The following is a 25,420-nucleotide window of genomic DNA, read 5'->3' as shown; positions in this document are numbered from 1 at the left end:
GAAGGTTAGACGATGAAATCAAGCGACTCAGATTTGTTTCTTAAATTTTCATTGATCGTTGCTGCTGCCTTTTTAGCGGGCATTTTTGGCGTGATTTGGATGACCGTTATGTCAGCACTTGCCCCTTTCAGCCATGTCAGCAATTCGTTTGTTGTTATTGTGGTTTTTCAGGCCGTCTTGCTCGCGATCCTGAGGCCAAGATGGTACTTCGCCATTTTAGCACTGGTCCTCCTCAACCCACTGTTCTTTGACTGGGGCGTTCTAGCATTTAGCGGGATGTCAGTCGCAACTCTTAGGCAATTCTTTGACGGTCAACTGCTGTATTTTGTAACTGGCGTATGGGTGCCAGCGATTATGTCCTTTCTACTCGCGGAAAGAGTCATCAGTTATATGCATGGTAGGCTTGCGCGGTGAAGAAATATTGACGTGCAGTAAGGTGACCTCGCTCCTGTCCAGTCAGAGATAGATGGTTACCCCGAGCATACGCCGACCAATGACGCAGCAGGCAATGTCACCTTCGACAACCGGAACGGGCCGGGCTATGGCTATAACTATGACGCAGCAGGCCGCATGTCTTCCTTTGCGATCAACGGGGTCATTCAGGCGGAGTATGAATACAACGCCCTCGGCCAGCAGGTCATCCGGCGTCTGACGCAGGCAGGCCAGACGATCCATTCCCTCCACGACGGCGCGGGCAACCGGATTGCGGAGTATCTCTATGATGAGACCGCAGGCACCAGCAGCCTGATCCGCGAGTATATCTGGGCGAATGGGCGGGTCGTTGGGGTGGTCGAGAACGGCACGCTCTACTACGTACGGACCGATCACATCGGACGGCCCGTGTTCGCGACGGACGGCACAGGGGCCAAGGTTTGGGAGGCCAGCTACCTGCCCTTCGGTGGGCTCGAGGCCTCCTCCGGCCCCAACCCGGAGCTGCGCTTCCCCGGCCAATGGTTCCAAACTGAAACCGGGCTGCACCAGAACTGGATGCGGGACTATGATCCCACGACTGGACGGTACATGCAGGCTGATCCACTTGGGTTGGTGGATGGGGCGAGTGTGTACATTTATGTATCAAACAATCCAAGCGTGCACATTGATCCTAGGGGGGAGCAAGGCAAAAGTCTGCTGGGCGGGGGATCAACCTCTGCACCAATCTTCGGTCCAGGAAGCGCCGCCGAGGATATTGGACAGTCCATGGTGGATACAGGTGGCCTAGTCCGTGAACTGAGTCATCGATACAATCCGATAGATCTCTTTTTTCAATGGTGCCTGGCGGACGATGATGAAGATGGTGTTGACTGTGAACAACTCTACGAGGACGACCTAGATGTATGTCGCGCGCTTGGTAGAACAACTAATCGTCGCGACAAGGCTGCAATTTGCTACGGACTTGCGGAAAAGAGGAGATGGGAATGCGAAAACTTGGGTGCACCACAAACTCCATTAAGTGTTTGGCACTAAGATGAAGAGACTTCATCATATCGAGTATGACAGTGATACCATGAAGTACACAATTTTCCGACTTATGTCCGGTCGGCCGGTACTTCTTGCCGAAATCGACGTCAGATCGCTTTTTTCAGAAGGTTATGATGAAACGATTGACAAGGTTGCGCTCGCGATTGGGGAAATCATATTTGCAGATAGCAAGGAGGGAAGTCGAGGCAGCCTGGAAGTATTCTACAGGCTTAGAGTGACTTTCGCTTCTGCCAAAAATGGAGAGATTAAGGCTCTACTACGTGCGGACCGATCACATCGGACGGCCGGTGTTTGCGACCGATGGCGCGGGTACGAAGGTCTGGGAGGCCAGCTACCTGCCCTTCGGCGGTGTGCAGGCGTCATCCGGACCCAACCCAGAACTCCGCTTCCCCGGGCAATGGTTCCAAAGCGAAACCGGGCTGCACCAGAACTGGATGCGGGACTATGACCCCACGACAGGGCGGTACATGCAAGCCGACCCGCTGGGGCTGGTGGATGGGGCGAGTGTCTATGGGTATGTGCGGCAAAACCCGGGACGGTATGTGGATCTGAGAGGGGAACAGAGTACCATGCCGTTGCCAACCGGCTCAGACTGGGGAGTTGGAAGCTCTCCAACTGGACAGGACTTCGCTAGAGGATATGGTTCATTCTATCGTGGCCTGTATCGCTGTATCAGTGGGTATTGCTTCGGAAACAACGACGAGTACCGAAGACTTAGTGAATATTTGAATGAACATCAAGAAATGCACCAATGTCTAAGAGATCTGATGAGAGATTATGCATTGAATAATAAGGTCCGCTTGCTTGGGCGAACGATTGGTGGACAATCGCTAGGGGCACTTACGTTGCTGGCCACTAGAGGAAGAGGTGCGGGCACGAAGGCAGCCGGATCGGGAGCCACTGGACTGAATCTTCAGACCTACGCAAGCATAGGTGATATCGGGCATATGCTTCAGAATTCACCGGACGCTAGTCCGTTGGCTTTGATGGGTGCTGGGTTGTTGGGAGATCCAATCTATGATATCTCGGAGCTGCCATGTTCATGTCAAGAATTTGGTATGTAGATGGAAAATGGTAAGAAAACCGAACAAGAATGTAAGCCGTCAATGACACAAAGGATGTCGTTGTTAATGCTTAGTTCAGTTCATTGTCGAAAGTGTGGTGAAGCTTTTCAGTTGAGTGACGGGTTGTCGTCATTCGTTGCTATCTGTTTTTCTACTGTTCTTGTTCTCATTTTTGTGTTTTCGGTTTTTTTGCTGGACATATATCTTTTTTTCTTGGACTGCTCGGTGCAACCGTCTGCTTTTTAGCACTCGTAGCAGTATTACCGGTGACAAAACGGGAAACCAAAACCCACAAGTGATTGAGTAAATTCTACCTGCAACCGCCTTGACCAGATCGTCTTTGACGGCGGCGGTGTCCGCCAGTTGACCTATGACGCGGCAGGCAATGTCACTTTCGACAACCGCAACGGGCCGGGCCATGGCTATAACTACGACGCAGTAGGCCGCATGTCCGCCTTTGCGATCAACGGGGTCATTCAGGCAGAGCATGCATACAACGCCCTCGGCCAGCAGGGTGAAGTGCGTTTTGCAGGCACGTCCAGTGGACGTGTCTGAGCGCTGAACGGGCGGAGCCCCGGGGCGGCAGACGCAGGCCGGGCAGACGATCCATTCCATCCACGACGGCGCGGGCAACCGGATTGCGGAGTATCTCTATAATGAGAGTACCGGCACCAGTAGCCTGATCCGCGAATACATCTGGGCGAATGGGTTGGTCGTGGGCGTTTACGAGAACGGCACGCTCTACTACGTACGGACCGACCACATCGGACGGCCTGTGTTTGCGACGGATGATGCGGGGACAAAGGTCTGGGAGGCGAGCTACCTGCCCTTCGGCGGGGTGCAGGCATCCTCCGGACCCAACCCCGCGCTGCGCTTCCCCGGACAATGGTTCCAGACCGAGACCGGGCTGCACCAGAACTGGATGCGGGACTACGATCCCACCACAGGGAGGTACATGCAGGCGGACCCGCTGGGGCTGGTGGATGGGGCGAGCGTGTATGGATATGCGTTGCAGAACCCGGGAAGGTATGTGGATCCGAGGGGGGAGTTTGCTCAGGTCATAATACCAGCGGCATTTGCGGGCGCTGCTTTCATTTGGTGCTATTTTTACTGTGAGAAGCCTGTAAATGACTTCATAGAAGCATGTGGGATGTTGATCGACGATTTGTTCACACCACCAATTATTTCGTCAGCATCAAGGCCGCCCGGATATTGGTCCGGCGATAGTGGCGCTATAGAATGGGGCCGCAACAATGGGGTTGGCCCAAGAGAGAGCAAGAACCGCTTCCATGGGATTAAACAAGCTGCAGGTGGTTCTCGAGGTGACGATGATTACTCTGTCAATCCGGATACGGGAGATGTAATCGACCAAGACGACGAAAGTGTAGGGAACCTATTTGATGAAGATTGATATGTCGAAGGCAAGCAACTTCAAATCAGTTTCCATTTTTCTCTTTGGCGACGAATTGGATCCGCCCGTAGTAGCGGAAGTGCTTGGTGTTCGCCCGCGAAAATCTTGGCGAAAAGGTGAAAGAACTAGTACCCGCAAAGAGGCAAGTAAGAGGAAGACTGGCGGCTTTGCATTTGTCATAGATGGTGAAGACAGTGACTTATCGACTTTGATGGATGCTTTATTGCTTGCAATACCGATGACCAACGACTTACGTGAGCTTGTCCCTGGTGTCGAAAGAGTTCGCGTAGCAGTCTTTAGCTCGTCTATAGTAGAAGCCGGGCAGGCCAATTCCGAAAGCCTTAATTTTTCGTCTAGGCACCTTGCACTCCTGTCACGGTCTGGTGCGGAACTGGGCATTGACTGCAGCTCTGGTCCGGAAGGCTAACGTCCGCTTTGTTTTCGTTTGTACAGTGAGGCTGGTGCGCAAACTTCAAGGCAATCGCACCCAGCAGATGTCTTATGCGGGTGGGTCCACGACGACAAATGTCTACAGCTATCCCACCACCTCCAACCGTCTGGACCAGATCGTCTTTGGCGGCAGCGGTGCGCGCCAGCTGACCTATGACGCCGCAGGCAATATCACTTTCGACAACCGCAACGGGCCGGGCTATGGCTACAATTACGATGCCGCTGGCCGCATGAACGTGTCTGATGCGAAGAAGTTGCGGGCGCTTGAGGACGAGAATAAACGCCTGAAGTGGATGCTGGCCGATGCGATGCTGGACAACGCGGCACTGAAGGATCTCGCGACAAAAAATTATTGACGCCTGACGTGACCGCAACCATATCAACAGAAAGAAACAAGAACGGATTCTACACCTGAACAGCCCGGATCAGGGGGCTGGGTCATTTGCGTCTAGCCGAGGCGTGGCCTGGCAAGGGTCATTTTCCTCAACAAAAGCCTCCCTTTTCTTACCATTGTTTCTCGATGATTTGAATCGCTTCTGGGTTGCAAACTTTTTGTTGAACGGTTTGTTATCGGTGTTTAACACTAACCTAATCTTTATCTGTACGGGGACTACTTTGCTTTATTCATTTCAGCACGCTGCAACTGCGGCGGCGTTTTTATTTCGCGTTATTCTCTTTACATTTTCATTGCTTACGGCGGGTGCTGCTTTTGCAGGTGACGGTGTTGGGGCACCGCTGAAGGCTGAGCTCGGCCGGTCTGTTGTGCTGGATCCTGCGGATGGGTTTGCAGCGCAGGATAGTACACCATTGCGCGCGCAGTGGGACTGGGATGCGCGTCCTGCAGTGAGTGTGGCGACGTTTTCCGATGCGACCGCGCTGCGGCCTACGGTTGTTGTAGATGTGGCGGGCACTTATGTGGCGCGCCTTGATTTGTTTGATGCAGCGGACCCTGCGGCGACGGAGCCCCTTTATTCTACGACCGTGGAGATCAGCACAGAAAACCTGACCCCTGTGGCACGAGTTGCGGCGCGTAGTCTGGCGGGTGTCGATGCGCCGATCGTGCTGGATGGCACGGGCAGCTATGATGTGGATGGTGATGCGCTAAGCTATGCTTGGGCTGTTGTCACCGAACCTGCGGCGGGTGCTGCGGTGCTTTCAGATGCCGCTGCACCTTTGTCGGCGCTCACGCTGGGGCAGGCGGGCACATATGAGATTGCACTGACCGTGCAGGATGCGACCGGCCGGGTGTCTGCACCACAGCTGTTCGCCATTGATCTGACCGGCGAAGAAAGCCAGGGCTTTGGTCTGGCCGAGACATTGGGCACGTTCAATCTGGTCACCAACAGGGTGGAAAGCCGTCAGACGGTGCAGGGCCGTAGTTATATTGGGTCAACCTTGACCCAGGTCTCGGGCCAGTTTGGCACGAACCTGCCCTCCGATGGAGCCGATCTGCCTGCTTTGGCTGTCGATGGTGATCTGCGCAACTCTAATATCAATATGGTGCAGGGTGCGCAGGCGCTGATCACAGGTGTGCGTGTACAGTCAAACTTTAACAACGGGATTTTGGTGCAGAATGCGACCGGTCTGCCGGTCTTTGACTTTGATCAGTTCAAGGCAGATTCCGCCTTTTTGGCCAGTCTGACAGGGGCCGCACCTGACATCGCCGATCAGAACAACAAGCGTTTTGGGGGTCCCGCCAATGCCACGCTGGATGAGGCTGTCTTTGGCGCCAACACGCGCATTGTGCAGACCAGCCTGCAGGATTTGCAGACCGGCGGTTACTCGATTGATGTAAGTGGTGTTGATACGGTCATCATCAATGTCTCTGGCACCTCTGGGCGTTTCCAGATGAACCCGCTGGGCAGTGGTGATTGGGCGTCCAAGGTGCTGTGGAACTTTTACGAGGCCACATCGCTGGACATTAACGCCAAGATTGCAGGCCATGTGCTGGCCCCTTACGCGCAGCTTCGTGGTTTCTCGGGTGGAACCAACGGCACTGTTATTGCTGATGATGTACGTCTGACGAATGGCCCGCTGCGCCAAACTGGCTGGCTGGGGGCTGTGCCTGCAGGCATGGATACAACCGAGACGCGCAATCTTGCGCCGGTTGCCACTTTGTTTTTTGACCAGATTGATGGGGCGTCCCAGCCCAACCTAAGTGCGGTGGGCAGTACCGATCTGGACGGTGATCCGCTGACGGCGGCCTTTGATGTGCTGCTTGGCGATGTGTCGGTGGTGGATGATGGTCAGGGTGGCTTGGCGATTGATCCTGCCAGCCTCACCGGCGATGCGCTGATTGCAGCCAGCGTCAGTGATGGGTTGCGTGCTAGTACCGATCAGATTGTGATTGCACCTGCCGGTGCCCCCCTGCGCCCGCGTGCGGTTGTGGATGTGCCCGGTATTGACGGTGATGTCATTAGCTTGAACGGCACTCAAAGCTATGACCTCAACGGTGATTTGTTGAGCTATGATTGGGCGCTTTTATCGCGCCCTGCGGGCAGTTTGGCCACGTTGGATTCCGCCAACCCAACAGCCCAGTTCACGGCTGATGTGGATGGCACATATATTGCGCAGCTGATCGTGCGTGATGGTGCGCTGGCGTCTGTGCCACAAACTCTTGTGATTGATACGCTTGCCGCCCAGCCCGTCGCTGATGCAGGGCCCGACCGCCTGGCTGATGCCAGTGGTGTGGCAGTCGTAGATGGAGCGCTCTCTGTGGGTGATGCGCTGACCTATGCGTGGTCTGCGACAGGTGTGACGGGTGTAGATGGTGTCATCGCAACACCGGATGCCGTCAGCACCACAGTGACATTGATCAATGACGGGGCAGGGGGCTTTGCCCCTGCTGCTGTGCAACTGGTTGTTGCCAATGCCAATGGTGTGTCTTTGCCAGATGCGGCTTTTGTGGGCGCGGGCAATATCCGCCCTGTTTTGGGCCGCGGTACCGCAGTTACGACCACAGGTGGCACGCTGACCACACTGACGGCCACCGACTACGCTGGTGATGTGAATGGTGATCCGTTGAGCTATCGCTGGTCGATCCTGTCGCGCCCGGCGGGCAGCAGTGTGACCGTGGATGCCGCCGACCCTGCGCAGCAGATCGTCACAGGCCCCAGCTTTGCCTTTACCCCCGATGCCACAGGCACCTTCCTGATCCAATTGGCGGCCGATGATGGCCTGCTTGCGGCACAGCCTGCGGTGATCACAGTCACAGTCGAGAATGCAACACCCACAGCTGTTATAGCTGCAGTTGCAGATACTCCCGTGGGCACATCCGTCACTTTGGATGGCACTGGCTCGTTTGATCCTGACAGCAATGCGCTGAGCTACCAGTGGGCGATCACTGCTCGCCCCGCAGGCAGCACGGCTGAAATTGCAAACCCTACATTGGCGCTGGCAAGCTTTGTGCCCGATATGAAGGGTAGCTACGCATTTGCGCTGACCGTATCGGATTTTGCTCTGAGCTCAGCCCCAGCCACGACCACACTGACCGTGCCGAACCAAGCGCCGGTCCTCTCGATTGATGCACCCGATGCACTGACGATTGGCGATGTGGCGATCTGGGATGCTTCCGCGTCTGTGGACCCCGATGGTGATGCACTGACCTTCAGCATTGACGTGACAACCCCTGCGGGCTCTACCCCGCTGATAGAAGAGCTGCCGAGTGGTATTTTTGGCGTCACGCCGGATGTTGCTGGCGAGTACACGGTGACTATCTCTGCCTCAGATGGCGAAGTGACAGAGACCTCAACCACCGTGCTGACAGCGGGGACTACCAATGCGGCCCCGGTACTCGGTGCGCTGCGCGAGACCTATACGGTTGAGCTTGGTCTGGAATTTGCCCTTGATCTGACCGCTATGGACCCTGACGGTGATGTGACGACGTTCTATGCCAACCCGTTGCCGCTGGCGGCGGGCCTCAGCCTTGATACGGCCAGCGGTGAAGTTCGCTTCCGGCCCGAAGCGGGGCAGGAGGGGACCTATACGCTGACATTAGGTGTCTCTGATGGGGCGCTGACCGATGATGCCACAATTACAATCGAAGTCGTGCCCGGGACAGCAAGTGATACGTCTGTCTTTGGACGCGTACTGGACGCGGTGGACTTTGGCGCAGGGGTGGAGACCCCACTGGTCGGCATCCCCGTTCGCCTCGAAAACGCAGCACTGCAAACAGTCACAGATGCAACAGGGACGTTCTCATTCGGGAGCCTTGCAGCTGGGGTGGATAATATTCTTGTGCAACCGGGCACCAACAGCGGTCCTGGCGGTTATATCGCAACACAGCGCGAGATATCCGTAACGGCCAATCAAAATCGTGACCTCGATGACTTTTTGCTGACACCGCTGAACGAAGGGTGTGTGGATGTCGTCGCAGGGCAAGTTACATCCTTGGTTGGTGCAGTTACTGGTGTGTCAGTCACCGTGAACGCAGATACGATCCTGAATGCTGATGGCACACCTTATACAGGCCAGGTTTGCCTTGGATCGTTGCCACAAAAGACACCTGTAGAAGGGCTGCAAGAGGATACGCTGGCCTGCCAGATGTATGCGTTTAGCGCGCCAGGGGCTAATTTTAGTACCGGTATCGACATATCTGCCCCCAACTTTGACAATCTGCCTGTCGGTACAAATCTTACCTTGTGGCAACAGTCCGAAAACAAAAGGACATTTGTTCGCGGACCCCAAGACCCGCTTATGCCGGTTGCTGCAACAGTAAGTTCTAGATGGAGAGGTACGGGTGACGAACCTGAGGCTGTTTTTGATGGAGACATAAATACTCTTGCTTGGACGTCGAATGGTCCAAGTGAGTTTGTTCAGGTCGATTTAGGCGCGGATATCCTTTTGTCCGAGGTGAGTGTGACCAGTCGTCGAGAAACTGGTTCATTTGCTAGGGGCCTAAATGGCGCAACTGTCGTCGTTTACAATGATGCACGAGAAGAGCAGTTTCGGTCAGAGCCCATTGTTGGTGTGGCACCAGGCAAAGTCTTCGACTTTCCTATAGATGTCCCAGTCCTTGGCCGGTACGTCGCGGTAGAGCATAGCAACAACTATCTGCTGATTGCTGAGCTCGGCGCCTCGCGATACGTTCCGCCAAACACTACAAATCTAACTGTGCTGGCCCCGAGATTCCGCCGTACCGCAAGTGCCTTTGTTGATCCGGGTGTCGCCAGTGTGCGAAGCACAGGCGCGAACATCACGTCTGAGACACTCTTTACCTTCCTGCCCCAGGCGCCGCAGACGATCCCATCGGCTGATCAGGCCACCGGTAACCGTCAGCTGAGCGTGTTCGAGGGAGACCTCAGCGAGACCTACACGCTGCCCGGTTACTTTGCCTTTAATCGGCAACAGCAAGTGGGCTTGAGCTATCACTCTGCCGCTGCCGATCCGACAATCATCGTGGCGGGCGACGTGACCATCGCCGATGATGCATCACTCCCCGTGACCATGAGCACGCGGATCAAAGTTGGCGGTCTGTCCATCGCATCCGACGCACAATGGACCCCGCGGCAAGGGGCGGACGGCAGCACGCCCGCACTGATCGGCGAGGCGGTGAACCTGCGCCAATCCATGCCGGTAGATGCCACAGGCCTGACATCCGGGCGCTATCCGTATGACTTTGTGGCGACGGCAAACTACGACTGCTCAACCGTCTCCGCCCGGCACCAAGCGGACCTTTACGTGCAAAACCAAACCGACAGCCCTTACGGCAAAGGCTGGTCGATCGACGGGCTGCAAAGACTGACACAAAACCCAGACGGCAGCGTAGCAATCATCGACGATGACGGTGTTGTGACGTTCGACCCAAAACCAACCTTTACTGAGTTCGACCCTGAACCATTAGTCTTCCCGAACGAAGGAACTGTTCGGGTTGTGACCGGTGATTTTGATGGCAATGGCCTTCCCGACTTTGCCTTTGGTGAAGCAGGGTTTGGTCGTGCAAATGTTGCCCTGAATTTTGGAGACCGTCAGTTCGAGATCGTGAAGGGCGAACCAGTTACTGCGCCTGACACAGTGCCCCAGACCGGTTTTTACACGCCCCCATTTATCAATTTGAATCAGCTGGACTACAATCAGGATGGGGTGCCAGACCTTCTTGTTATTGATCAAGATGTGGACAATATCATTCCTCTCGTGAATGACGGCGATGCTAGTTTCACACCGGATGCCACAATCCCTTCAAGCAATTCTGTTGTCTCGATTGCTGATTTTGACAATGATGGGTTTACCGACTTTATCGTTCCGTCTGGCTTTTTCTTTAATGGGAGGGGTTCCCTGACGCCTGGCTACTATTACGGTAATGGTACCGATTACGACTTTATCAGAACGGGATCGTTTAGTGGCTTTTCATATAGTGGAGGTCCACCGCTTCAGTCCATCACTGCTGACATGGACAATGATGGTTTCACTGACATCGTCTATCGTGCCCGCTCTGGGATTGCGATCGCCTACATCAGCGGCACACGCGGTCGAATGGGATTTACCAACTTTGGTTTGGGCTCCTCTCCTGAAAGACAGGCTGGCAGCTACTCCGCGGTTGGCGATCTGAACGGAGATGGTTTCAAAGACATTGTGATCAGTGATGATGGCATTTTGCAGCTGTTTTTGAACGTCGGGCCACGTGAGTATAGCGATTCAATCGAGATTACGCGTCCGGTTGGTGCAGACGATGCGGGCCCCGTCAATCTGATTGATCTGGATGGAGACGGCAATCTCGACCTACTTTACTCAGGTCTATCAAGTGCTGCAGCTGGTCAATTGGCAGTTTATCGCGGTCTTGGCGACGGTACATTTGAGCCGCCGCAATTTGGCCAGATCCCACAGTCCGTTGGCGATACGGCAATTGCTGACCTAGACGGAGATGGCAGCCTGGACTTGTTGTCGACGCAGCGCTTTTCCGTGACAGTTAATTTTTCTGATCCTAATGCAAGTGGTGACTTTGCGGCGGGTGACGGCGAGTTCTCTCAACTCACGCGCTTGCCTGACGGCACATTCGAGCGCCGCTACACAGACGGTCTGATCGCGGTCTTCGACGCGAATGGTCTGCAAACAGCCGAGGTTGATCCACAGGGCAACCGCCGTGAATTCGCTTATGGCGAGGGTGGCCGCTTGGCGAGTGTTACCGATCAGGTGGGCGGTGTAACGACGTTTGCCTATGATGCTATCGGGCGCCTTGCCTCGACAACATACCCTGATGGGCGCACAACTGAATTTACATATGACGATGCAGACGGAGCGCTGGCTGAAATCACGCAGCCGGATGGAACAACAATCCAATACGCTTACGATGACGATGGCCGCCTTACCGCAGTCACAGATGAGCGTGGCAACGTCACCACCCATGAATACAACGGGGCTGGGCGCTATGCCGGCAGCATTTACCCAAATGCGTCTGATATTCAGACACGGGCTGCGGCATCTCTTGGTCTTGAGGATTTAGGCACTGCGCCTCAACCGCTGAGCTATGTGGCACCTGAGGACCGGATCACCACCCATGTTGACGACAAAGGTGGCACAAGTTTTGCCTTGTTGAACGAGTTTGGTGCGGTCATCCAAACCTTTGATCCGATTGGGCGGCGCACCTTTATGGAGCGTGATGATCAGAACCGTGTGACACAGCTGATCCGGCCGACAAGTGCCGAGGGCTTTGATACGCGCACGGATCAGATGGAATATGACGATCGCGGGAATATGACCCAGATGCGATCTGCCGTCGGCACGCCACTCGAACGCGTCATGAGTTATGAGTATGAGCCGATCTTTAACCGCTTGGTGCGTCAGACTGACTATGCTGGCAACGTCACAACCTACGCGTACGATGACTTCGGTGAACTGATCCGCATGGTGGATACAGAGGGCGAGGAAGAGACTTATACTTATAATGCTTTCGGCCTTTTGACGAGCAGGACGGATGAACGTGGCAATATGACAACCTTTGCATATGACAGCAGGCAGAATGTCGAACTGGTGACCCTACCAGACGGATCGCAGAACAGAATGGTCTATGATGCTGCGGGTAACATGATTGGCTTTACCCAGGCGTTGGGCACGCCGCAGCAGCGCACGCTGGTCCGTACCTTTGACGAGTTGAACCGTGTCACATCAGAAGAGGTTCTGGATGCCAATGACCTCTCGGTCGATGGTAAGTCGTTTTATGAATACGATGACGGCGGCAACCTCACATCTTTGATTGATGAGACAGGGCTGGTCACCGACTATTTCTTCAACACGATGAACGAACTGGTCATGGATGACATTCCAGGGTTCGGCAGCACGAGCTACACGTACAACGATGCTGGCGAATTGATTTTGGAAACGGATCCGGAAGGTCACACTACAACCTACGAATACGACATCGTTGGTCGGATGACCCAGATGGTCGACAAAGTTGGGAACGTGACCAACTATACCTACAACGTCAGTGATCAGCCGCTCACGGTTGAGGATGCGCGTGGGAATGTCACGACCTTCGCCTATGACATTTTGGACCGGCGTGTGGGGCGGACAAACCCGCTCAACCAGGTGATGGCGATGGGTTATGACAGCCGCGACAATCTGGTGCAGATGACGCGTGAAAACGGTCAGATTGAGACCGCGACATATGACAGCCTGTCGCGCAGATTGACCGTGGTTACGCCGGACAACACCATTGCTTATGCCTATGACCCCGTTGGCAATCTGACGTCTGCGTCTGACAATGACAGCGCGTTGACCATGACCTACGACAACCGAGACCGGCTGGAAACGCTGGCGACGGATGGCACTGTTGGGCCGCAAACGGCGTCCTTGCTGACCTACACCTATGATGTGCTCAGCCAGCGGATATCCATGACAGATGATCTTGGCGGTGTCTGGGCCTACAGCTTTGATGAAAAGAGCCGTGTGTCCAGCATCGACACGCCTTGGGCAGATACCCATGTCATGGACTACGACCGGGCAGGGCGGCCAACTGTGCTGACCAATGCTACCGGGCGGAACTCAGTCGCGGCCTATGATGATGACCGTTTGATCAGCCTGGAACACCTGCAGAATGGGGCCACTGTTGCGCGGTCAGGCTATGCCTACGCGCCTGATGGAGCGCTGAGCCTGTTGCGTGATCTGGAAGATCCGTCGCTGACCGAAACACTGTTCTATGACGAAGCAAATCGTCTGACCCAAGTGGCCGAAGGGGTGCCTGCGGTAGACGGGGGCACTCCGATCCCGACCGAGGACTATGCCTATGATCCATTGGGCAACCGGACGGCGACGCATCTGAGCAACCTCTACGTGGTCGATGACCATAACCGGCTGCTTGAAGATGATAGCTACAGTTATGACTATGATGTCAAAGGCAACCGGGTCGAGCGGGTGCGCAAGGCGGATGGTGTGGTGGAAACCTTCACCTATAACGCAGTCAACCAGCTGATCGGCTTTGACAGCAGTGACGGGACAACGGCGACCTATGCCTATGATGCCTTGGGGCGGCGGATCGCCAAGACCGTTGACGGGGTCACGACATCTTATGTCTATGACATCGGCAACATGCGTGATGTGACAGCACATGATCGCTTGCTGGAGTTCGTGGATGGCACGCTGACCAAACGCTGGCTGCATGGGCAAGAGATTGACCAGCCACTGGCTTTCGAAAGCTATAGCACCGACACCACTCCGGGGGCGGGGACGGCCTACAGCCTGCATGCAGACCGCCAAGGCTCGATCATCGCGGTGACCAATCAGGCGACGGGCGATCTGGCGGCGCGTTATGTCTATGACGCCTTTGGCGGGCGTGAAATCACAGTCTCGGCCATCGCCCAGGACATGGGGTTCACAGGCCGGGAATATGACGCGGAAAGCGGGCTCTATTACTATCGGGCGCGGCATTACGATCCAGCAACTGGACGCTTCCTGCAATCGGATCCGCTGGGCTTTGGCGGCGGGGATATGAACCTCTATGCCTATACATGGAACGACCCGGCCAATTGGACGGACCCCAGCGGTTTGAGCCCAAGCGCGCGGTTTGCGCAGCTGACAGCTGCGACGATGAATATGGGCCGTGCGGTTGTAACCCGGGTTGGCGTTGGTGCGCGATGCGTTGCGCGTCGGATCGGAACATTTCTAACGAGTGTGGCGCGTGAATTTGCGGCGGGACGGGACATCGTGAACAAGCGTACTCGAATCCGCACAATCGGGTGTCGAACAGCGGTGCGTGCGCCGCGCTGTGGATGCCGTCGCGCACCGGGTGGGCCAGGTGATGGTTTTGGTGCAATGTTCCGCGGCGCCTTTGCCGGTGGTTCGTCCTTCGTGCGTGGGACAGAGGTGCAGACGCCTAATGGTGCGGTAGCTATTGAAGAACTCCGCGAAGGCGACATGGTCATCGCCCGTGACGAAGACGGCGGGATCAGTGGTGTGTTCCCCGTCACCGCGATCATGCAGCGGCAGACGGCTGCGGCACTTTACCTGACGCTGGAGAATGCGGCAGGTGAGACCTCGCAGCTCGGGGTGACGGCTGAGCATCCGCTCTACGACGCAACTGTAGGTTGGACGGAGGCAGGAGAGCTGATGGCCGGGGATGTGATCCTCGACCGCGATCAACTACCGCTGACCGTGCTGGCCATCACACTGGACGACACGCCACAACTGGTGCACAATCTCGAAATCGGCGGGGCACACACGTATTTCGCGGGGGAGATGGGCGCGTGGGCGCATAATGCCAGACGACGGATCGGGCCAATAGACGATGCATGGGGTCCCCATACTACTCTGAAATTTCTCCCATGCCCCGGCGGAGGTCGCCGTTTGATACAATACGCGACATATATACCTAATATAAATCCGCGTAATCCGTCAAAGTGGACACAACTAAAGAGAGTTGATCTAAACCCAGACAGCGCACCTCACTGTGGAATCCCTACACCTCATACCAATTCGCAAGGTGTGACAAGGCCTTCTCTTCCAAGTGAAATTCCTTGAACAGATGGGCCTTGATATCATGGGTTAATAATCAACTGAGGAGGCGACTTTGGCGTGAAAAAGAAACTGATAGAGGTTTTTAAAGACCATCGTATCGAACATCCATCTATTGTGAATAGCATAGAAATATCGAAAGATTATGCAGAAATATCGATCTCAGGGCTCCCATGGTGGAACTCAAATGAGAAGCATGAGCGCATTGAGTATGCAAAAATAGAAATTCATGGTATTTGCGATGCACTTATTACGCAAGACTGGTTTTTATCAGATGAGTTCGAAACAGATTTAGAAGGCTTTTCTCTAAGAAAGATGTCTGAGGTTTCCTGGAATCAGGGAGCCTATGTAAAAATATACTGCAGCGAGCCTATTTCAGATTTACTGTCTATTCTTACTCCAATGGAAGAGAAACTGTTGGAAAGTAAATGTCCATTTTCGATTGATCGGTTTTTAAATAATGGTGATGGTATGTCAGCGTTTATAAAAACCGTTGAGTCTTCCAACTTCTTGCTTTGTGAGGGACCCTTGGCAATCTGCAATGCTGTTATTCATAGGTTGGAAGAAATGAGTGTGAAACATACGGTTGTGGAGCAGGAGCGTATGCGGCAGGATAACCTTATTCTGTCTTGGTGGGATGGCTATTTAATTGCGAGAGAGATCTTTCTTAGTTACGAGTAGTGCTTCGACTAGCAATATCTACTGACACTTCAAAGGAGCCGCTGTCTCCTTCACCAATTGATATCTATCAGGACACCGCGATCATGCAGCGGCAGACGGCGTCTGTGATGTATCTGACGTTGGAGAATGGGGCGGCCGAGACCTCGCAACTCGGTATTACGACGGAGCATCCGCTCTACGATGCGGCGGCAGGCTGGACCGAAGCGGGTGATTTGGTGGCAGGGGATGTCGTTCTTGATCAATATCAAGAGCCGCTGACAATCCTCGCCACAAGGCTGGACGACACGCCGCAACTGGTGCACAATCTGGAGATAGGCGGAGCACACACGTATTTCGCCGGGGACATGGCGGCGTGGGCGCATAATGCTGGTCGATCAAAGGTGCCAACCATACCAAACAGTATGAGAGATCCGACTCGTTGTTTCACAGGCAACTTGGCCGCAGATATTTTTGCGCGCGATCCAAATTGCGTCTATTGTGGGGCACCATCGCAGGTGGGCGATCATTTCATTTCACATTCGCACGGTGGTAGAACAAATTTCGAGAACGGACGGGGATGTTGCCGCCCGTGCAACCTTGCTAAATCGAATATGACCCCTTTCGAGTTTTGGAAGTTTATGAACGGATACAAATGACCTGGATAGAAACACTTCCCTCAGACCTCAAGGTGATTGTTTGCAAGCACGTAATTGCGCAGCCGGGCCATCTTACCTGCGTGTATCATTCCTTTGATGGTGTCATAAGTATGGTTTGTGATCGCGATCATGACATGGTTGGAGGAAGTGACGTGACTTGGACCCATGCAAGCCATCTGATGGAGCAGTTTCCGCATCTCAAAAAATTGCCGACGGTGCCACCGGGTAGCATGGGCTATTTTTTCCGCGATCAGGATGTCTGGGCGGTAGATAAAATGCTATAATCCCCACGATTTAAGATCTACCCCGTCATCGCGATCATGCAGCGGCAGACGGCGTCTGTGCTGTATCTGACGTTGGAGAATGCAGCGGGCGAGACTTCGCAACTCGGTATTACGACGGAGCATCCGCTTTATGATGCGGCTGCAGGCTGGACCGAAGCGGGTGATTTGTTGGCAGGGGATGTCCTTCTTGATCAATATCAAGAGCCGCTGACAATCCTCGCCACAAGGCTGGACGACACGCCACAACTGGTGCACAATCTGGAGATAGGCGGAGCACACACGTATTTCGCCGGGGACATGGCGGCTTGGGGTCATAATGCTTCGGGTGTGTATCAATGGCTGTTTGGTCGTAAGCAATATTTTGGAAGTACCTGCGATATTGATGGCCGTAGACCAGGTGATAGTGCCAGGGAACGCTCAGACCAAGCCGGACAAGGGCCTTCTGGTGGTTTCAAATGGACTGCGCCAGACGAATATACAAAGATGGTGTGGGAACGGTATTTGATCGAAGGTGCCTGTGGCGATGAAACTCGCGTACGCCGTGTGCCTGATTTGCTGAATAGGATATTTTCACCGAGGCCAAGATAATGAAACAGATTGACGCCTACACGAGACTAATTGAACTTCCATTTGATTATATCGATGGATGGCATCAGCTGAATGTTGGTGCTAGGCCATTAGATGAGCAGCATGCTTACCTTGAGAAACGTGGTCTATCTAATTTGCGTTTTTCTTTCGATACATTGTACGGCTGGTCTACAAAGGATTTATCGTTTGTAGATCTCGTATCCAAATTTGGAAGCAATCAACATTGGTGGTAATTTTGACGATCAAAATAGAATAGAAGGTTTGAAAAATTTACGTTCTTTTTCGGATAAAGCGGCACAACGTAAGGGAATGAATTTTGAAAACCTCTACGAAATAGAAGACTTATCTGTTGACTATGAAAAATCGCATCCCAGATACGAATTATTTTCGAATTTAAGGTCGTTTGGTGCATCAAGGCTTCCGAAACGGTTTATAGATTTCTCGATGTTTGCTTTTCATGAAATTGAAAGCGTTACCGTCGCTAGTTCACCGTTACGCACACTAAGTGGCTTAGAAAAATTTGATAAACTGGCTCGGATACAGCTGCACTCTTGTAGAACTCTTGAAGGTTTACCCTTAAGTGTTCCAAACTATAATGTGATAGAGTTAGATATTTCTTACTGTCCTAAATTGGGTCGGATAGATTTTTTGGAACAGTTTCCAGCACTAAGAACCTTAAATTTGATAAATTGCGGTACGTTAGAAACAGTCGAGCCCATCCTAGCGCTAGATAGTCTTGAATTTTTAATGTTAGAGAATACCCATTTTAAGGATGGTGTCGATACTAACTTTGAGGAAATCATACCAGATCTCGTTTTACGCCGAATTAATTGCTAAACGAGATACATATGTTTCTAGTAAAAGACTTTGACAGGTAAGTCAACGACTACGGCGCCCGGCATTACAATCGGCTGACAGGACGGTTCCTGCAATCTGACCCGCTGGGCTTTGGCGGCGGAGATATGAACCTCTATGCCTATACATGGAATGACCCGGCAAACTGGACGGATCCGAGCGGATTGAGCCCAAGCGCGCGGTTTGCGCAGTTAACAGCTGCGACGATGAATATGGGCCGTGCGGTTGTAACCCGGGTTGGCGTTGGTGCGCGATGCGTTGCGCGTCGGATCGGAACATTTCTAACGAGTGTGGCGCGTGAATTTGCGGCGGGACGGGACATCGTGAACAAGCGTACTCGAATCCGCACAATCGGGTGTCGAACAGCGGTGCGTGCGCCGCGCTGTGGATGCCGTCGCGCACCGGGTGGGCCAGGTGATGGTTTTGGTGCAATGTTCCGCGGCGCCTTTGCCGGTGGTTCGTCCTTCGTGCGTGGGACAGAGGTGCAGACGCCTAATGGTGCGGTAGCTATTGAAGCACTCCGCGAAGGCGACATGGTCATCGCCCGCGATGAAGATGGTGGGATCAGTGGTGTATTCCCTGTGACTGCCATTATGCAGCGGCAGACGGCGTCTGTGCTGTATCTGACGTTAGAGAATGCGGCAGGGGAGACCTCGCAACTCGGTATTACGACGGAGCATCCGCTCTATGATGCGGCTGCAGGCTGGACCGAAGCGGGTGATCTGGAGGCAGGGGACGTTGTTCTTGATCAATATCAAGAGCCACTGACTGTTCTTGCGATCGCGGTAGACGACACGCCGCAACTGGTGCACAATCTCGAAGTTGTCGGTGCACATACATACTTCGCCGGTGATATGGCGGCGTGGGCGCATAATAGTAGCGGTCGGGCGCCGGAAAAAGTTATTGGTTCTTGTCCAATTGACGGCGGCCTGGACCTGTTAGAGAATTTCCTTGGACCAGGTTACTCAGATGAGGGAAATGGACGCTACCGATCAGCAGATGGACAAAGACAAGGGCGATTGGGCGACCATGAGACGCGTAATCCAAAAAACTTGCATTGCCATTTGGAAGAAGTTCGGAATGGTCGAGTGATCTTTAATGGTGTCATTAAGCTTCTAGGCCGATAAATGTCTTGGTATCGAATAGCCGTTGCTAACTATCCAACAGAGATAAGTCGCAAGACTTTCTCTGGAGAACCTGATGACAGAATCCCACGTCATATCACCTTTGAGACGTCGCAATATTTGGAAGACCCTAATGCAGTGAATGTGGTCTACTATTATGATTTACAAAACGAGGTTGAGTGTGGCGACTTTTTCTTTGAATCGATTTCTGAGGCTCTGATTTGGTGCTCAGAGGAGTTAGGGTTGAGCAATGATGATTTTTCCTTTTTTGAACCTTTTCTAAAGCTAGCTTGAATTGCCTTAGCGGTGCAGTTGTCGCGACATACGTCAAGTCCATGTAGCAAGTTAAAGCTAATGCAGATGTAGGTGTTGCCCTTTCGCGATTGAAGCGCTGCGCAAAGGTGGCATGGTCCTCGCCCGTGACGAAGACCGTAGCATTAGCGGCATCTTCCCCGTCACCGCGATCATGCAGCGGCAGACCGCTGCGGCGCTCTACCTGACGCTTGAGAATGGGGCAGGCGAGACCTCGCAGCTTGGTGTGACCGCCGAGCATCCGCTTTATGATGCGGCTGCAGGCTGGACGCAGGCTGGTGATTTGGTGGCCGGGGATGTCGTGGTGGATTCCATGATGGAACCGCTGACTGTGATCGCCATTGTAGTGGACGATACGCCGCAACTGGTGCACAATCTGGAGATAGGCGGAGCACATACGTATTTCGCCGGGGATATGGCGGCGTGGGCCCACAATGCTGGCTTGGGAGGTAATCCATTTGCAGGACGTAAGTGGTGGTAGATTGCTGATATGTTCAGACGTAAAGGGTTTACTCGGTGTTCGACGCGATCTTTGCCTGGCGGTGTTCCGCAAAACTGGATAAATCCGCGGACCGGGTTCACTTACTTTCTAGATAATACAGGATATGAATTGCCTGAGATGGGCGACCACGTGGATGTTTGCTCACCAACTGGCCGCGGCGGAAAGACTAGGCTGCCATTGTAGGATGATGATTTGATAACAGTTGAAATGGACGAGAGTGACAATTCGGTGGCGTTATACGTGGACGCCGACGGCGGTAGGCTACTTCTCGAGCAGTTGGAAATGCTCCTTCAGAAAGATGAAAATGACCATATTCACGTCTCGGACTATAGCCCCCCGCCCGATTTGGAAATAGCTTTTCCCAAGCGGCTTTCTTTGACGTTGACAAAGTTAAGTACGAAAGAGACGTCACAAGTGGCAAGTCTGCTGACGCTAATATACCGGACTGACCGTTAGACGCCACGCCGCAATTGGCACACAATATCGAAATCGACCGAGCACGCACACCTACTTCACTGGAGATAAGGAACAGATTATGAATCTGGTTCGTTCAGAGATTGGATGAAAGGCGATCACCCTCAAACAGACCAACCATTGATGCGCAACGTTCCAGATGACCTTGTAACGTTTGTCTGCAATCATGTGTTCGCAGATTTGTCAGTTGCGAAATCTGTGTCGCGGGATGTCGAAGGTGACTTTGCTGTCGGGTGTGGATGCAATTTCAAAAGCGCCCGCGTTATTGCATTTTCCCATATTAAGGCCGCATATCCAGCGTTGTTGGACCGGCCGGTACTTAACGCGGGAGAGTATTATGAGCGAGTAAGTCTTTTGACAGAGTGGGTCCGCGGCTCTGACTAAGTCAGCAAAGGAAATTGCTAGTCTGCAACCCATCGCATCTCTTGCCCACCCCCTACCTCAATGCAAGAACACGCGCCTGATTTTGGCCTCCTGCGATGCTGATCACACCCATCAGCAGTTCAGACCCGGCCCGCAAACGATAAATCGCGAAATTTGTGTTGGATGCTGGTGTTTCATGGGTGTTCCCTGCGATCTGCCGCACTGCATCAGGTGCCACGCTTGCTGCCACGCCGCGCCGCCCGGAGTGCACCGTTGCGACCTGTCGTAGCTTGTCCCCCACCGCCGGATCAGCTCCGGTAATTCTAAGCACGTCATCAATACGCAAAAGTCTCTGCCCTTGCTGTCTCCAGCGTCGAAAATCTGCCGCAGAGTCGGGGGGAACGCTAATGCGTCAAACAAGAGTGCCAGTAATTCAGGCGATCCAGTATTCAGATCAATCAGGCCGCCGACATCCTGCACTCTGATCTCGACCTCATCGAATGGCGTGGGCAACACCACGTTCCCTGACGCAACAGCCTCCACATCAAGGTTGAGTAGCAGTCTGAGGATCATTGCGTTTTCGGCTTGCTGCTCCGTGAGCTGTTGTTCTGCGTTTTGGCTTTGCACATGTGCCATGCTGCGTTGGCTGGCGATGGCAAACAGCGTTGTCAGCACCATCAACGAGGCCAGCACAACCACAATGGCAAAGCCGCCTTGCGCACCTGATCGCGATTGTTTTGTTGGCGCTCTCACCTTATGCGATCCTCATGGTAGTTACGCGATCCTCGCCCTTTATGCTGATAGCGCTGCATGTCCTATTCTATGCCGGTTTTGGGATTGTGCGATACTGGCAATTCCCCATTGCTCTACCCGCCGCATTGGTGCTTGCCGCGTTGCTGATCTGGATCAGTGTCGTTGATGTGCAGCGGCTGGAGATCCCTGATACGGTTGCCGCCCTCTTGGCGCTTACCGGCGCCGCTCATACTTATCTGAATGGTCTGTTCTGGTGGGATCACATTCTCGCGGCGCTTTTGTGGCCCGCTCTGTTTTGGGCGGTTGGTGGCGCTTATGCGAAATACCGCGGCTGGCAGGGGCTTGGCTTTGGTGATGTGAAACTGATGGTTGGCATTGGCCTCTGGCTTGGTCTCGCAGACACGACGCTTGTTGTCTTTGCAGCCGCTTTGGCCGGCATTGCGGTCATAGTCGTGACAAAGCTGATGCAGCGCGAGACATTTTCCCAAATCGGCACAACAGCGGTTGCTTTTGGCCCGTTCCTTTGCCTTTCTACCTGGGTGATTTGGTTGTTCTAAAGGATTGATGTGAGACGCTTGAATGAGATCCGATGGACCCCAAAATCTGGGGTCACAATCCTTGAGGTTTTGATTGTTCTCTCAATCATTGCCTTGATTGCAGCTGTCGCTGGTCCGAGGTTGATCGGTTATCTCGACCGCGCGAAGACTGAGACAGCCGATCTACAAGCAACGCAACTGCGTCAGGCGGTTCAGTTATTTTACGTCGATGTTGGGCGTTACCCTTCTGATGCAGAAGGTCTGAGCGTTCTTTTGACATCCCCGCCAGGCGAGGCGGATTGGTTTGGTCCCTATCTGGAAACGCCAGAATCCATAGTTGACCCTTGGGGCCGCGAATATGTCTATATGGCACCAGAGGTTGGAAGTGACTTTAGCGTTCTGTCATTTGGGCTTGATGGCGTCCGTGGCGGCACCGGAGAGAATACCGACGTTGGCCGCTAGTTTCTTTGTGCAAAGATGGGTTTGACGACAAAGTCAGGCCAGTCTGGGGTGCTTTCAGGGTCGGCCGTAATCCGGATCAGTATGGGCAGCGTGTTTGCATCCTCCCATGTGCTGCGCCAACCGGGGGCATCGGGATCGTCGCTGAAATAACTGATTTCTGCATTCTGGACACTTGTTGCAAGGGTTCGGTTGTGACCGAACAGTACCGCACCGGTGTCATCAAGCTCATCAACGCGCAGCAAGAGATTTCCCTGTGCAGCGTCAATCGTCATCCGCAATGCAGCGCTTTCGAGGGCAAATGGAGCAGGGGTAAGGGTGGTGAAACTGACCTGATTTGTATCGCCGTCGAAACGCGTATCGAAACCGGCCAGTTGCGTTGGCGGCATTGCCGTCGTCATCCAATGCCTGAGCCGGCCGCGCAAAGCGAGTTGCGGGCTGGTGTCTTGCAGGCCTTGAGTGCGGTCAAGCAACTGCACACCGAAACGGGTCGCTGCTGCCAAACCGCCCGCAATCACCGAGACGAGGACCAAAGCGATCAGCAATTCCATCAGGCTTAGCCCGCTGCGGTCACGCCAGTTCATTGGGTTGCCTGCAGGCTATTCGCGCTGGCAAGCCTGCGGCCCTGTGCGTCGCTGACGGTCACTGTGATGATGACTGTCTCAAGACCATCCAATGTGGTTTGCCCTGCATCAATTGTCGTGTTGATTTGCCAATTTCGATAGGTGTCCTGCGTGCTGCCGGCGATCAATGTCTCAGTAACGCCTACCTGCGCGATGCGTGATAAGGCGTAGTCATGCGCCAATAGACGTTCTTCTTGCATAATCGCCCTGCCCAACAGCCGCGCTTGGCCGGGGATGAGGGCCGCCAGAATCATGCTCATGATCACAAAAGCAATAAGAACCTCAAACAGAGAATATCCGGCGCGCGCGTTCATGGTGCAGGGATACGTTTCAATTGACCCGTAAAAGGGTCAAGCGAAAGCCACTGGTCTTGCTGATTGCCAACCAGACAGATCTTGGCCGCTTGGGCAGTGCCGTTTGCATAGAAAACCAGGTTTGGCGGGGCTTGGGCGCAGGTCGGATCTGGCAAAGTATAGACCTGTGTGTTGCCCGATATGATAGCGTCTTGTTGCGCGCGCGCGGCCTCTGCGATCAATGCGCTTACGCGTGCTTCTTGTTGGATTGCCGGGGATGGACCGGGCCGAGCTGCCGCAAAAACCGCTGTTGCCAGCGCCAGTATGGCAAGCACAACCAAGACCTCGGTGAGCGAGAACCCGGCATTGCGCCGCCTAGAGTACGACATCATTCAGGTCCATGATCGCTGAAATCGTTGACAAGATGATGGCCCCGACAGCTAAACCAATCATCAGCGTCAAAAGTGGGGTCAGCAGCTTTACCGCTTGGGACAGTGTTTGGGATGTTTGTGCTTGCAGCGTACCAACAGCAGGTTCAAGCACAGCGATCAATTGGTCGCTTTCTTCGCCTGTTGTCAGGATCGTGCGCGCCATTGGGTCAATCATTGGGTTTTCCAACAAGGCCTGGCGCATGGTTTGACCCGCTTCGATATCTTTATGTGCTTGCAGTAGCATGGACCGCCACTTGCTTTGGCTTGTTGTTCCTGCTGCTATCTTGATCGCATCGGTAAGCTGTCCACCGCTTTGTAGCATCAGGTAAAGCGTTTGGCACAATTGCAGTGTCTCGCGTTTGGACAAATAGCCACGCGTGATGGGCAACATGTGCAAGATCCATTGCGCGGCGGATACGATCTGGCTGCGCAGGGTAAACAACGCGAGAATTACGCAAACCAACCCCACGACGAGCATGGGCCACTGCGTTGTAAGTGTCCGCTGAACCCAAAGCATCGCGCCGATGATGGCCGGCGGGTTTGCGTTGGCTGAGGCAAAAACAGGTGCGAGCGTTGGCGCCAGATAAAACACAAGAACGCTGAGAACGAACAGTGACATACACAGCAAAATAATCGGATAGATCAAGGCTTGCTGTATCTCGCGGCGCAGCTTTGCCTCATTTTCTAACATCTTGGCGGTGCGGTTGACGACAATGGCCAATGTGTTTGACGTCTCTCCCAGCCGGATCATTGCGATCAGCCGCTCAGGGAAGGGCACGCCATCGGCCAAAAACGCATCGGCCAGTGGTTTGCCGTCTTCTACGCCAGACAGGGCGGTGCGCAGCTTGGCCTTCATCATTTTATCATTGGTCAGATCAATACAAAACCGCAGCGCACGCGGAAGCGGTGTTTTTGCTGCCAGCATCGCCGCGAGGCCGGAAAACAACTTTTCCAACTCCACAGTCTTTAGCTGCGAGCCGCCAAGCAAAGCGATGTCGCGATTCCACCAAGGTTCGACACTTCCGCCCAGCGTAACCTCTAGCGGGGTCAGTCCTTTGGCAGCAATCACATCCAATGCTGCCACCTGATCAGCCGCCACTACTTCGCCTTTTGCGCGGCCGCCGCGTTGGTCGATAGCATCATAGGCGAATGTCGGCATATC

22 protein-coding genes and 2 pseudogenes are annotated in these 25,420 nt (G+C 53.8%); 19 read left to right on the top strand and 5 right to left on the bottom strand.

Annotated elements, in window-relative coordinates:
• Positions 1–12 precede the first annotated feature (12 nt).
• From ACZ1G5_RS18750 to ACZ1G5_RS18670, 17 genes and pseudogenes are all read left to right on the top strand, one after another.
• Positions 13–414, top strand: a complete 402-nt coding sequence (locus ACZ1G5_RS18750; RefSeq protein WP_472734413.1) for a hypothetical protein — start codon at positions 13–15, stop codon at positions 412–414.
• 48 nt (positions 415–462) lie between these two features.
• Positions 463–1,464 carry an RHS repeat domain-containing protein gene (locus ACZ1G5_RS18745; RefSeq protein ID WP_472734438.1) on the top strand — a complete coding sequence of 334 codons (1,002 nt, stop codon included), beginning with the start codon at positions 463–465 and terminating at the stop codon, positions 1,462–1,464.
• Positions 1,465–1,715: 251 nt separating this feature from the next.
• Positions 1,716–2,543 carry an RHS repeat domain-containing protein gene (locus ACZ1G5_RS18740; protein ID WP_472734412.1) on the top strand — a complete coding sequence of 276 codons (828 nt, stop codon included), beginning with the start codon at positions 1,716–1,718 and terminating at the stop codon, positions 2,541–2,543.
• A 363-nt stretch (positions 2,544–2,906) separates the two neighbouring features.
• Positions 2,907–3,098 (top strand): hypothetical protein, encoded by a 192-nt coding sequence (locus tag ACZ1G5_RS18735; protein ID WP_472734411.1) that lies wholly within the window; start codon positions 2,907–2,909, stop codon positions 3,096–3,098.
• 49 nt (positions 3,099–3,147) lie between these two features.
• Entirely contained in the window at positions 3,148–3,954 is an 807-nt protein-coding gene (locus ACZ1G5_RS18730; protein WP_472734437.1) for an RHS repeat-associated core domain-containing protein, read from the top strand.
• Positions 3,944–4,381 carry a DUF4279 domain-containing protein gene (locus ACZ1G5_RS18725; protein ID WP_472734410.1) on the top strand — a complete coding sequence of 146 codons (438 nt, stop codon included), beginning with the start codon at positions 3,944–3,946 and terminating at the stop codon, positions 4,379–4,381. The genes ACZ1G5_RS18730 and ACZ1G5_RS18725 overlap by 11 nt, the downstream gene beginning before the upstream one ends.
• Before the next feature lie 247 nt (positions 4,382–4,628).
• A pseudogene (locus ACZ1G5_RS18720) lies at positions 4,629–4,751 on the top strand (IS3 family transposase); the annotation flags it as partial.
• Positions 4,752–5,019: 268 nt separating this feature from the next.
• Complete coding sequence (locus ACZ1G5_RS18715; RefSeq protein WP_472734409.1) at positions 5,020–15,351, top strand: PKD domain-containing protein; 10,332 nt, start codon at positions 5,020–5,022, stop codon at positions 15,349–15,351.
• 54 nt (positions 15,352–15,405) lie between these two features.
• Positions 15,406–16,026, top strand: a complete 621-nt coding sequence (locus ACZ1G5_RS18710; RefSeq protein WP_472734408.1) for a hypothetical protein — start codon at positions 15,406–15,408, stop codon at positions 16,024–16,026.
• A complete protein-coding gene (locus ACZ1G5_RS18705) occupies positions 16,026–16,661 on the top strand; it encodes a polymorphic toxin-type HINT domain-containing protein (RefSeq protein WP_472734407.1) in 636 nt (211 codons plus the stop codon). The genes ACZ1G5_RS18710 and ACZ1G5_RS18705 overlap by 1 nt, the downstream gene beginning before the upstream one ends.
• The gene (locus ACZ1G5_RS18700) at positions 16,658–16,945 is read left to right on the top strand and encodes a hypothetical protein (protein WP_472734406.1); all 288 of its coding nucleotides are present in this window, start codon (positions 16,658–16,660) and stop codon (positions 16,943–16,945) included. Before ACZ1G5_RS18705 ends, ACZ1G5_RS18700 begins: the two co-directional genes overlap by 4 nt.
• A gap of 15 nt (positions 16,946–16,960) precedes the next feature.
• Positions 16,961–17,533 (top strand): polymorphic toxin-type HINT domain-containing protein, encoded by a 573-nt coding sequence (locus tag ACZ1G5_RS18695; protein WP_472734436.1) that lies wholly within the window; start codon positions 16,961–16,963, stop codon positions 17,531–17,533.
• Positions 17,533–17,766, top strand: a complete 234-nt coding sequence (locus tag ACZ1G5_RS18690) for a hypothetical protein (RefSeq protein WP_472734405.1) — start codon at positions 17,533–17,535, stop codon at positions 17,764–17,766. Before ACZ1G5_RS18695 ends, ACZ1G5_RS18690 begins: the two co-directional genes overlap by 1 nt.
• Positions 17,741–18,370 carry a hypothetical protein gene (locus ACZ1G5_RS18685; RefSeq protein ID WP_472734404.1) on the top strand — a complete coding sequence of 210 codons (630 nt, stop codon included), beginning with the start codon at positions 17,741–17,743 and terminating at the stop codon, positions 18,368–18,370. Before ACZ1G5_RS18690 ends, ACZ1G5_RS18685 begins: the two co-directional genes overlap by 26 nt.
• 59 nt (positions 18,371–18,429) lie before the next feature.
• Positions 18,430–18,543 (top strand): annotated as a pseudogene (locus ACZ1G5_RS18680) (RHS repeat-associated core domain-containing protein); the annotation flags it as partial.
• 51 nt (positions 18,544–18,594) lie between these two features.
• On the top strand, positions 18,595–19,515 hold the full coding sequence (locus ACZ1G5_RS18675) for a polymorphic toxin-type HINT domain-containing protein (RefSeq protein ID WP_472734435.1): 921 nt from the start codon (positions 18,595–18,597) through the stop codon (positions 19,513–19,515).
• 379 nt (positions 19,516–19,894) lie between these two features.
• Positions 19,895–20,305, top strand: coding sequence for a polymorphic toxin-type HINT domain-containing protein (locus tag ACZ1G5_RS18670; protein WP_472734434.1), 411 nt, complete (start codon positions 19,895–19,897; stop codon positions 20,303–20,305).
• A 990-nt stretch (positions 20,306–21,295) separates the two neighbouring features.
• On the opposite strand, the gene ACZ1G5_RS18665 is transcribed toward ACZ1G5_RS18670, so the two are convergent.
• Positions 21,296–21,916 carry a hypothetical protein gene (locus tag ACZ1G5_RS18665; RefSeq protein WP_472734403.1) on the bottom strand — a complete coding sequence of 207 codons (621 nt, stop codon included), beginning with the start codon at positions 21,914–21,916 and terminating at the stop codon, positions 21,296–21,298.
• A gap of 14 nt (positions 21,917–21,930) precedes the next feature.
• On the opposite strand from ACZ1G5_RS18665, the gene ACZ1G5_RS18660 reads away from it, so the two are divergent.
• Entirely contained in the window at positions 21,931–22,473 is a 543-nt protein-coding gene (locus tag ACZ1G5_RS18660; protein WP_472734402.1) for a prepilin peptidase, read from the top strand.
• Between the two features lie 18 nt (positions 22,474–22,491).
• Positions 22,492–22,914 carry a type II secretion system major pseudopilin GspG gene (gspG, locus tag ACZ1G5_RS18655; protein WP_472734401.1) on the top strand — a complete coding sequence of 141 codons (423 nt, stop codon included), beginning with the start codon at positions 22,492–22,494 and terminating at the stop codon, positions 22,912–22,914.
• Here gspG and ACZ1G5_RS18650 read toward each other — a convergent pair.
• From ACZ1G5_RS18650 to ACZ1G5_RS18635, 4 genes are read right to left on the bottom strand one after another with little or no spacing between them, the layout of a single operon-like run.
• Positions 22,911–23,495 carry a prepilin-type N-terminal cleavage/methylation domain-containing protein gene (locus tag ACZ1G5_RS18650; protein ID WP_472734400.1) on the bottom strand — a complete coding sequence of 195 codons (585 nt, stop codon included), beginning with the start codon at positions 23,493–23,495 and terminating at the stop codon, positions 22,911–22,913. The two genes, gspG and ACZ1G5_RS18650, sit on opposite strands and share 4 nt — an antisense overlap.
• Positions 23,492–23,848 (bottom strand): prepilin-type N-terminal cleavage/methylation domain-containing protein, encoded by a 357-nt coding sequence (locus tag ACZ1G5_RS18645; protein WP_472734399.1) that lies wholly within the window; start codon positions 23,846–23,848, stop codon positions 23,492–23,494. Before ACZ1G5_RS18645 ends, ACZ1G5_RS18650 begins: the two co-directional genes overlap by 4 nt.
• Complete coding sequence (locus ACZ1G5_RS18640) at positions 23,845–24,216, bottom strand: pilus assembly FimT family protein (protein WP_472734398.1); 372 nt, start codon at positions 24,214–24,216, stop codon at positions 23,845–23,847. The genes ACZ1G5_RS18645 and ACZ1G5_RS18640 overlap by 4 nt, the downstream gene beginning before the upstream one ends.
• Positions 24,203–25,417 (bottom strand): type II secretion system F family protein, encoded by a 1,215-nt coding sequence (locus ACZ1G5_RS18635; RefSeq protein WP_472734397.1) that lies wholly within the window; start codon positions 25,415–25,417, stop codon positions 24,203–24,205. Before ACZ1G5_RS18635 ends, ACZ1G5_RS18640 begins: the two co-directional genes overlap by 14 nt.
• Between the last annotated feature and the right edge of the window lie 3 nt (positions 25,418–25,420).

Source organism: Yoonia sp. JB2-21 (genome assembly GCF_055693545.1).
Note: the sequence above shows the minus strand (reverse complement) of the source record. Positions and strands in the feature narration are given on the sequence as shown.

What these genes read in the sequence shown, in the direction of transcription:
- ACZ1G5_RS18750 (WP_472734413.1), top strand. Translation starts at nt 13, where the DNA reads ATGAAATCAAGCGACTCAGATTTGTTTCTTAAATTTTCATTGATCGTT.
- ACZ1G5_RS18740 (WP_472734412.1), top strand. Translation starts at nt 1,716, where the DNA reads ATGGAGAGATTAAGGCTCTACTACGTGCGGACCGATCACATCGGACGG.
- ACZ1G5_RS18725 (WP_472734410.1), top strand. Translation starts at nt 3,944, where the DNA reads ATGAAGATTGATATGTCGAAGGCAAGCAACTTCAAATCAGTTTCCATT.
- ACZ1G5_RS18700 (WP_472734406.1), top strand. Translation starts at nt 16,658, where the DNA reads ATGACCTGGATAGAAACACTTCCCTCAGACCTCAAGGTGATTGTTTGC.
- ACZ1G5_RS18690 (WP_472734405.1), top strand. Translation starts at nt 17,533, where the DNA reads ATGAAACAGATTGACGCCTACACGAGACTAATTGAACTTCCATTTGAT.
- ACZ1G5_RS18675 (WP_472734435.1), top strand. Translation starts at nt 18,595, where the DNA reads ATGAATATGGGCCGTGCGGTTGTAACCCGGGTTGGCGTTGGTGCGCGA.
- ACZ1G5_RS18660 (WP_472734402.1), top strand. Translation starts at nt 21,931, where the DNA reads ATGGTAGTTACGCGATCCTCGCCCTTTATGCTGATAGCGCTGCATGTC.
- ACZ1G5_RS18650 (WP_472734400.1), bottom strand. Translation starts at nt 23,495, where the DNA reads ATGAACTGGCGTGACCGCAGCGGGCTAAGCCTGATGGAATTGCTGATC.
- ACZ1G5_RS18645 (WP_472734399.1), bottom strand. Translation starts at nt 23,848, where the DNA reads ATGAACGCGCGCGCCGGATATTCTCTGTTTGAGGTTCTTATTGCTTTT.
- ACZ1G5_RS18640 (WP_472734398.1), bottom strand. Translation starts at nt 24,216, where the DNA reads ATGTCGTACTCTAGGCGGCGCAATGCCGGGTTCTCGCTCACCGAGGTC.
- ACZ1G5_RS18635 (WP_472734397.1), bottom strand. Translation starts at nt 25,417, where the DNA reads ATGCCGACATTCGCCTATGATGCTATCGACCAACGCGGCGGCCGCGCA.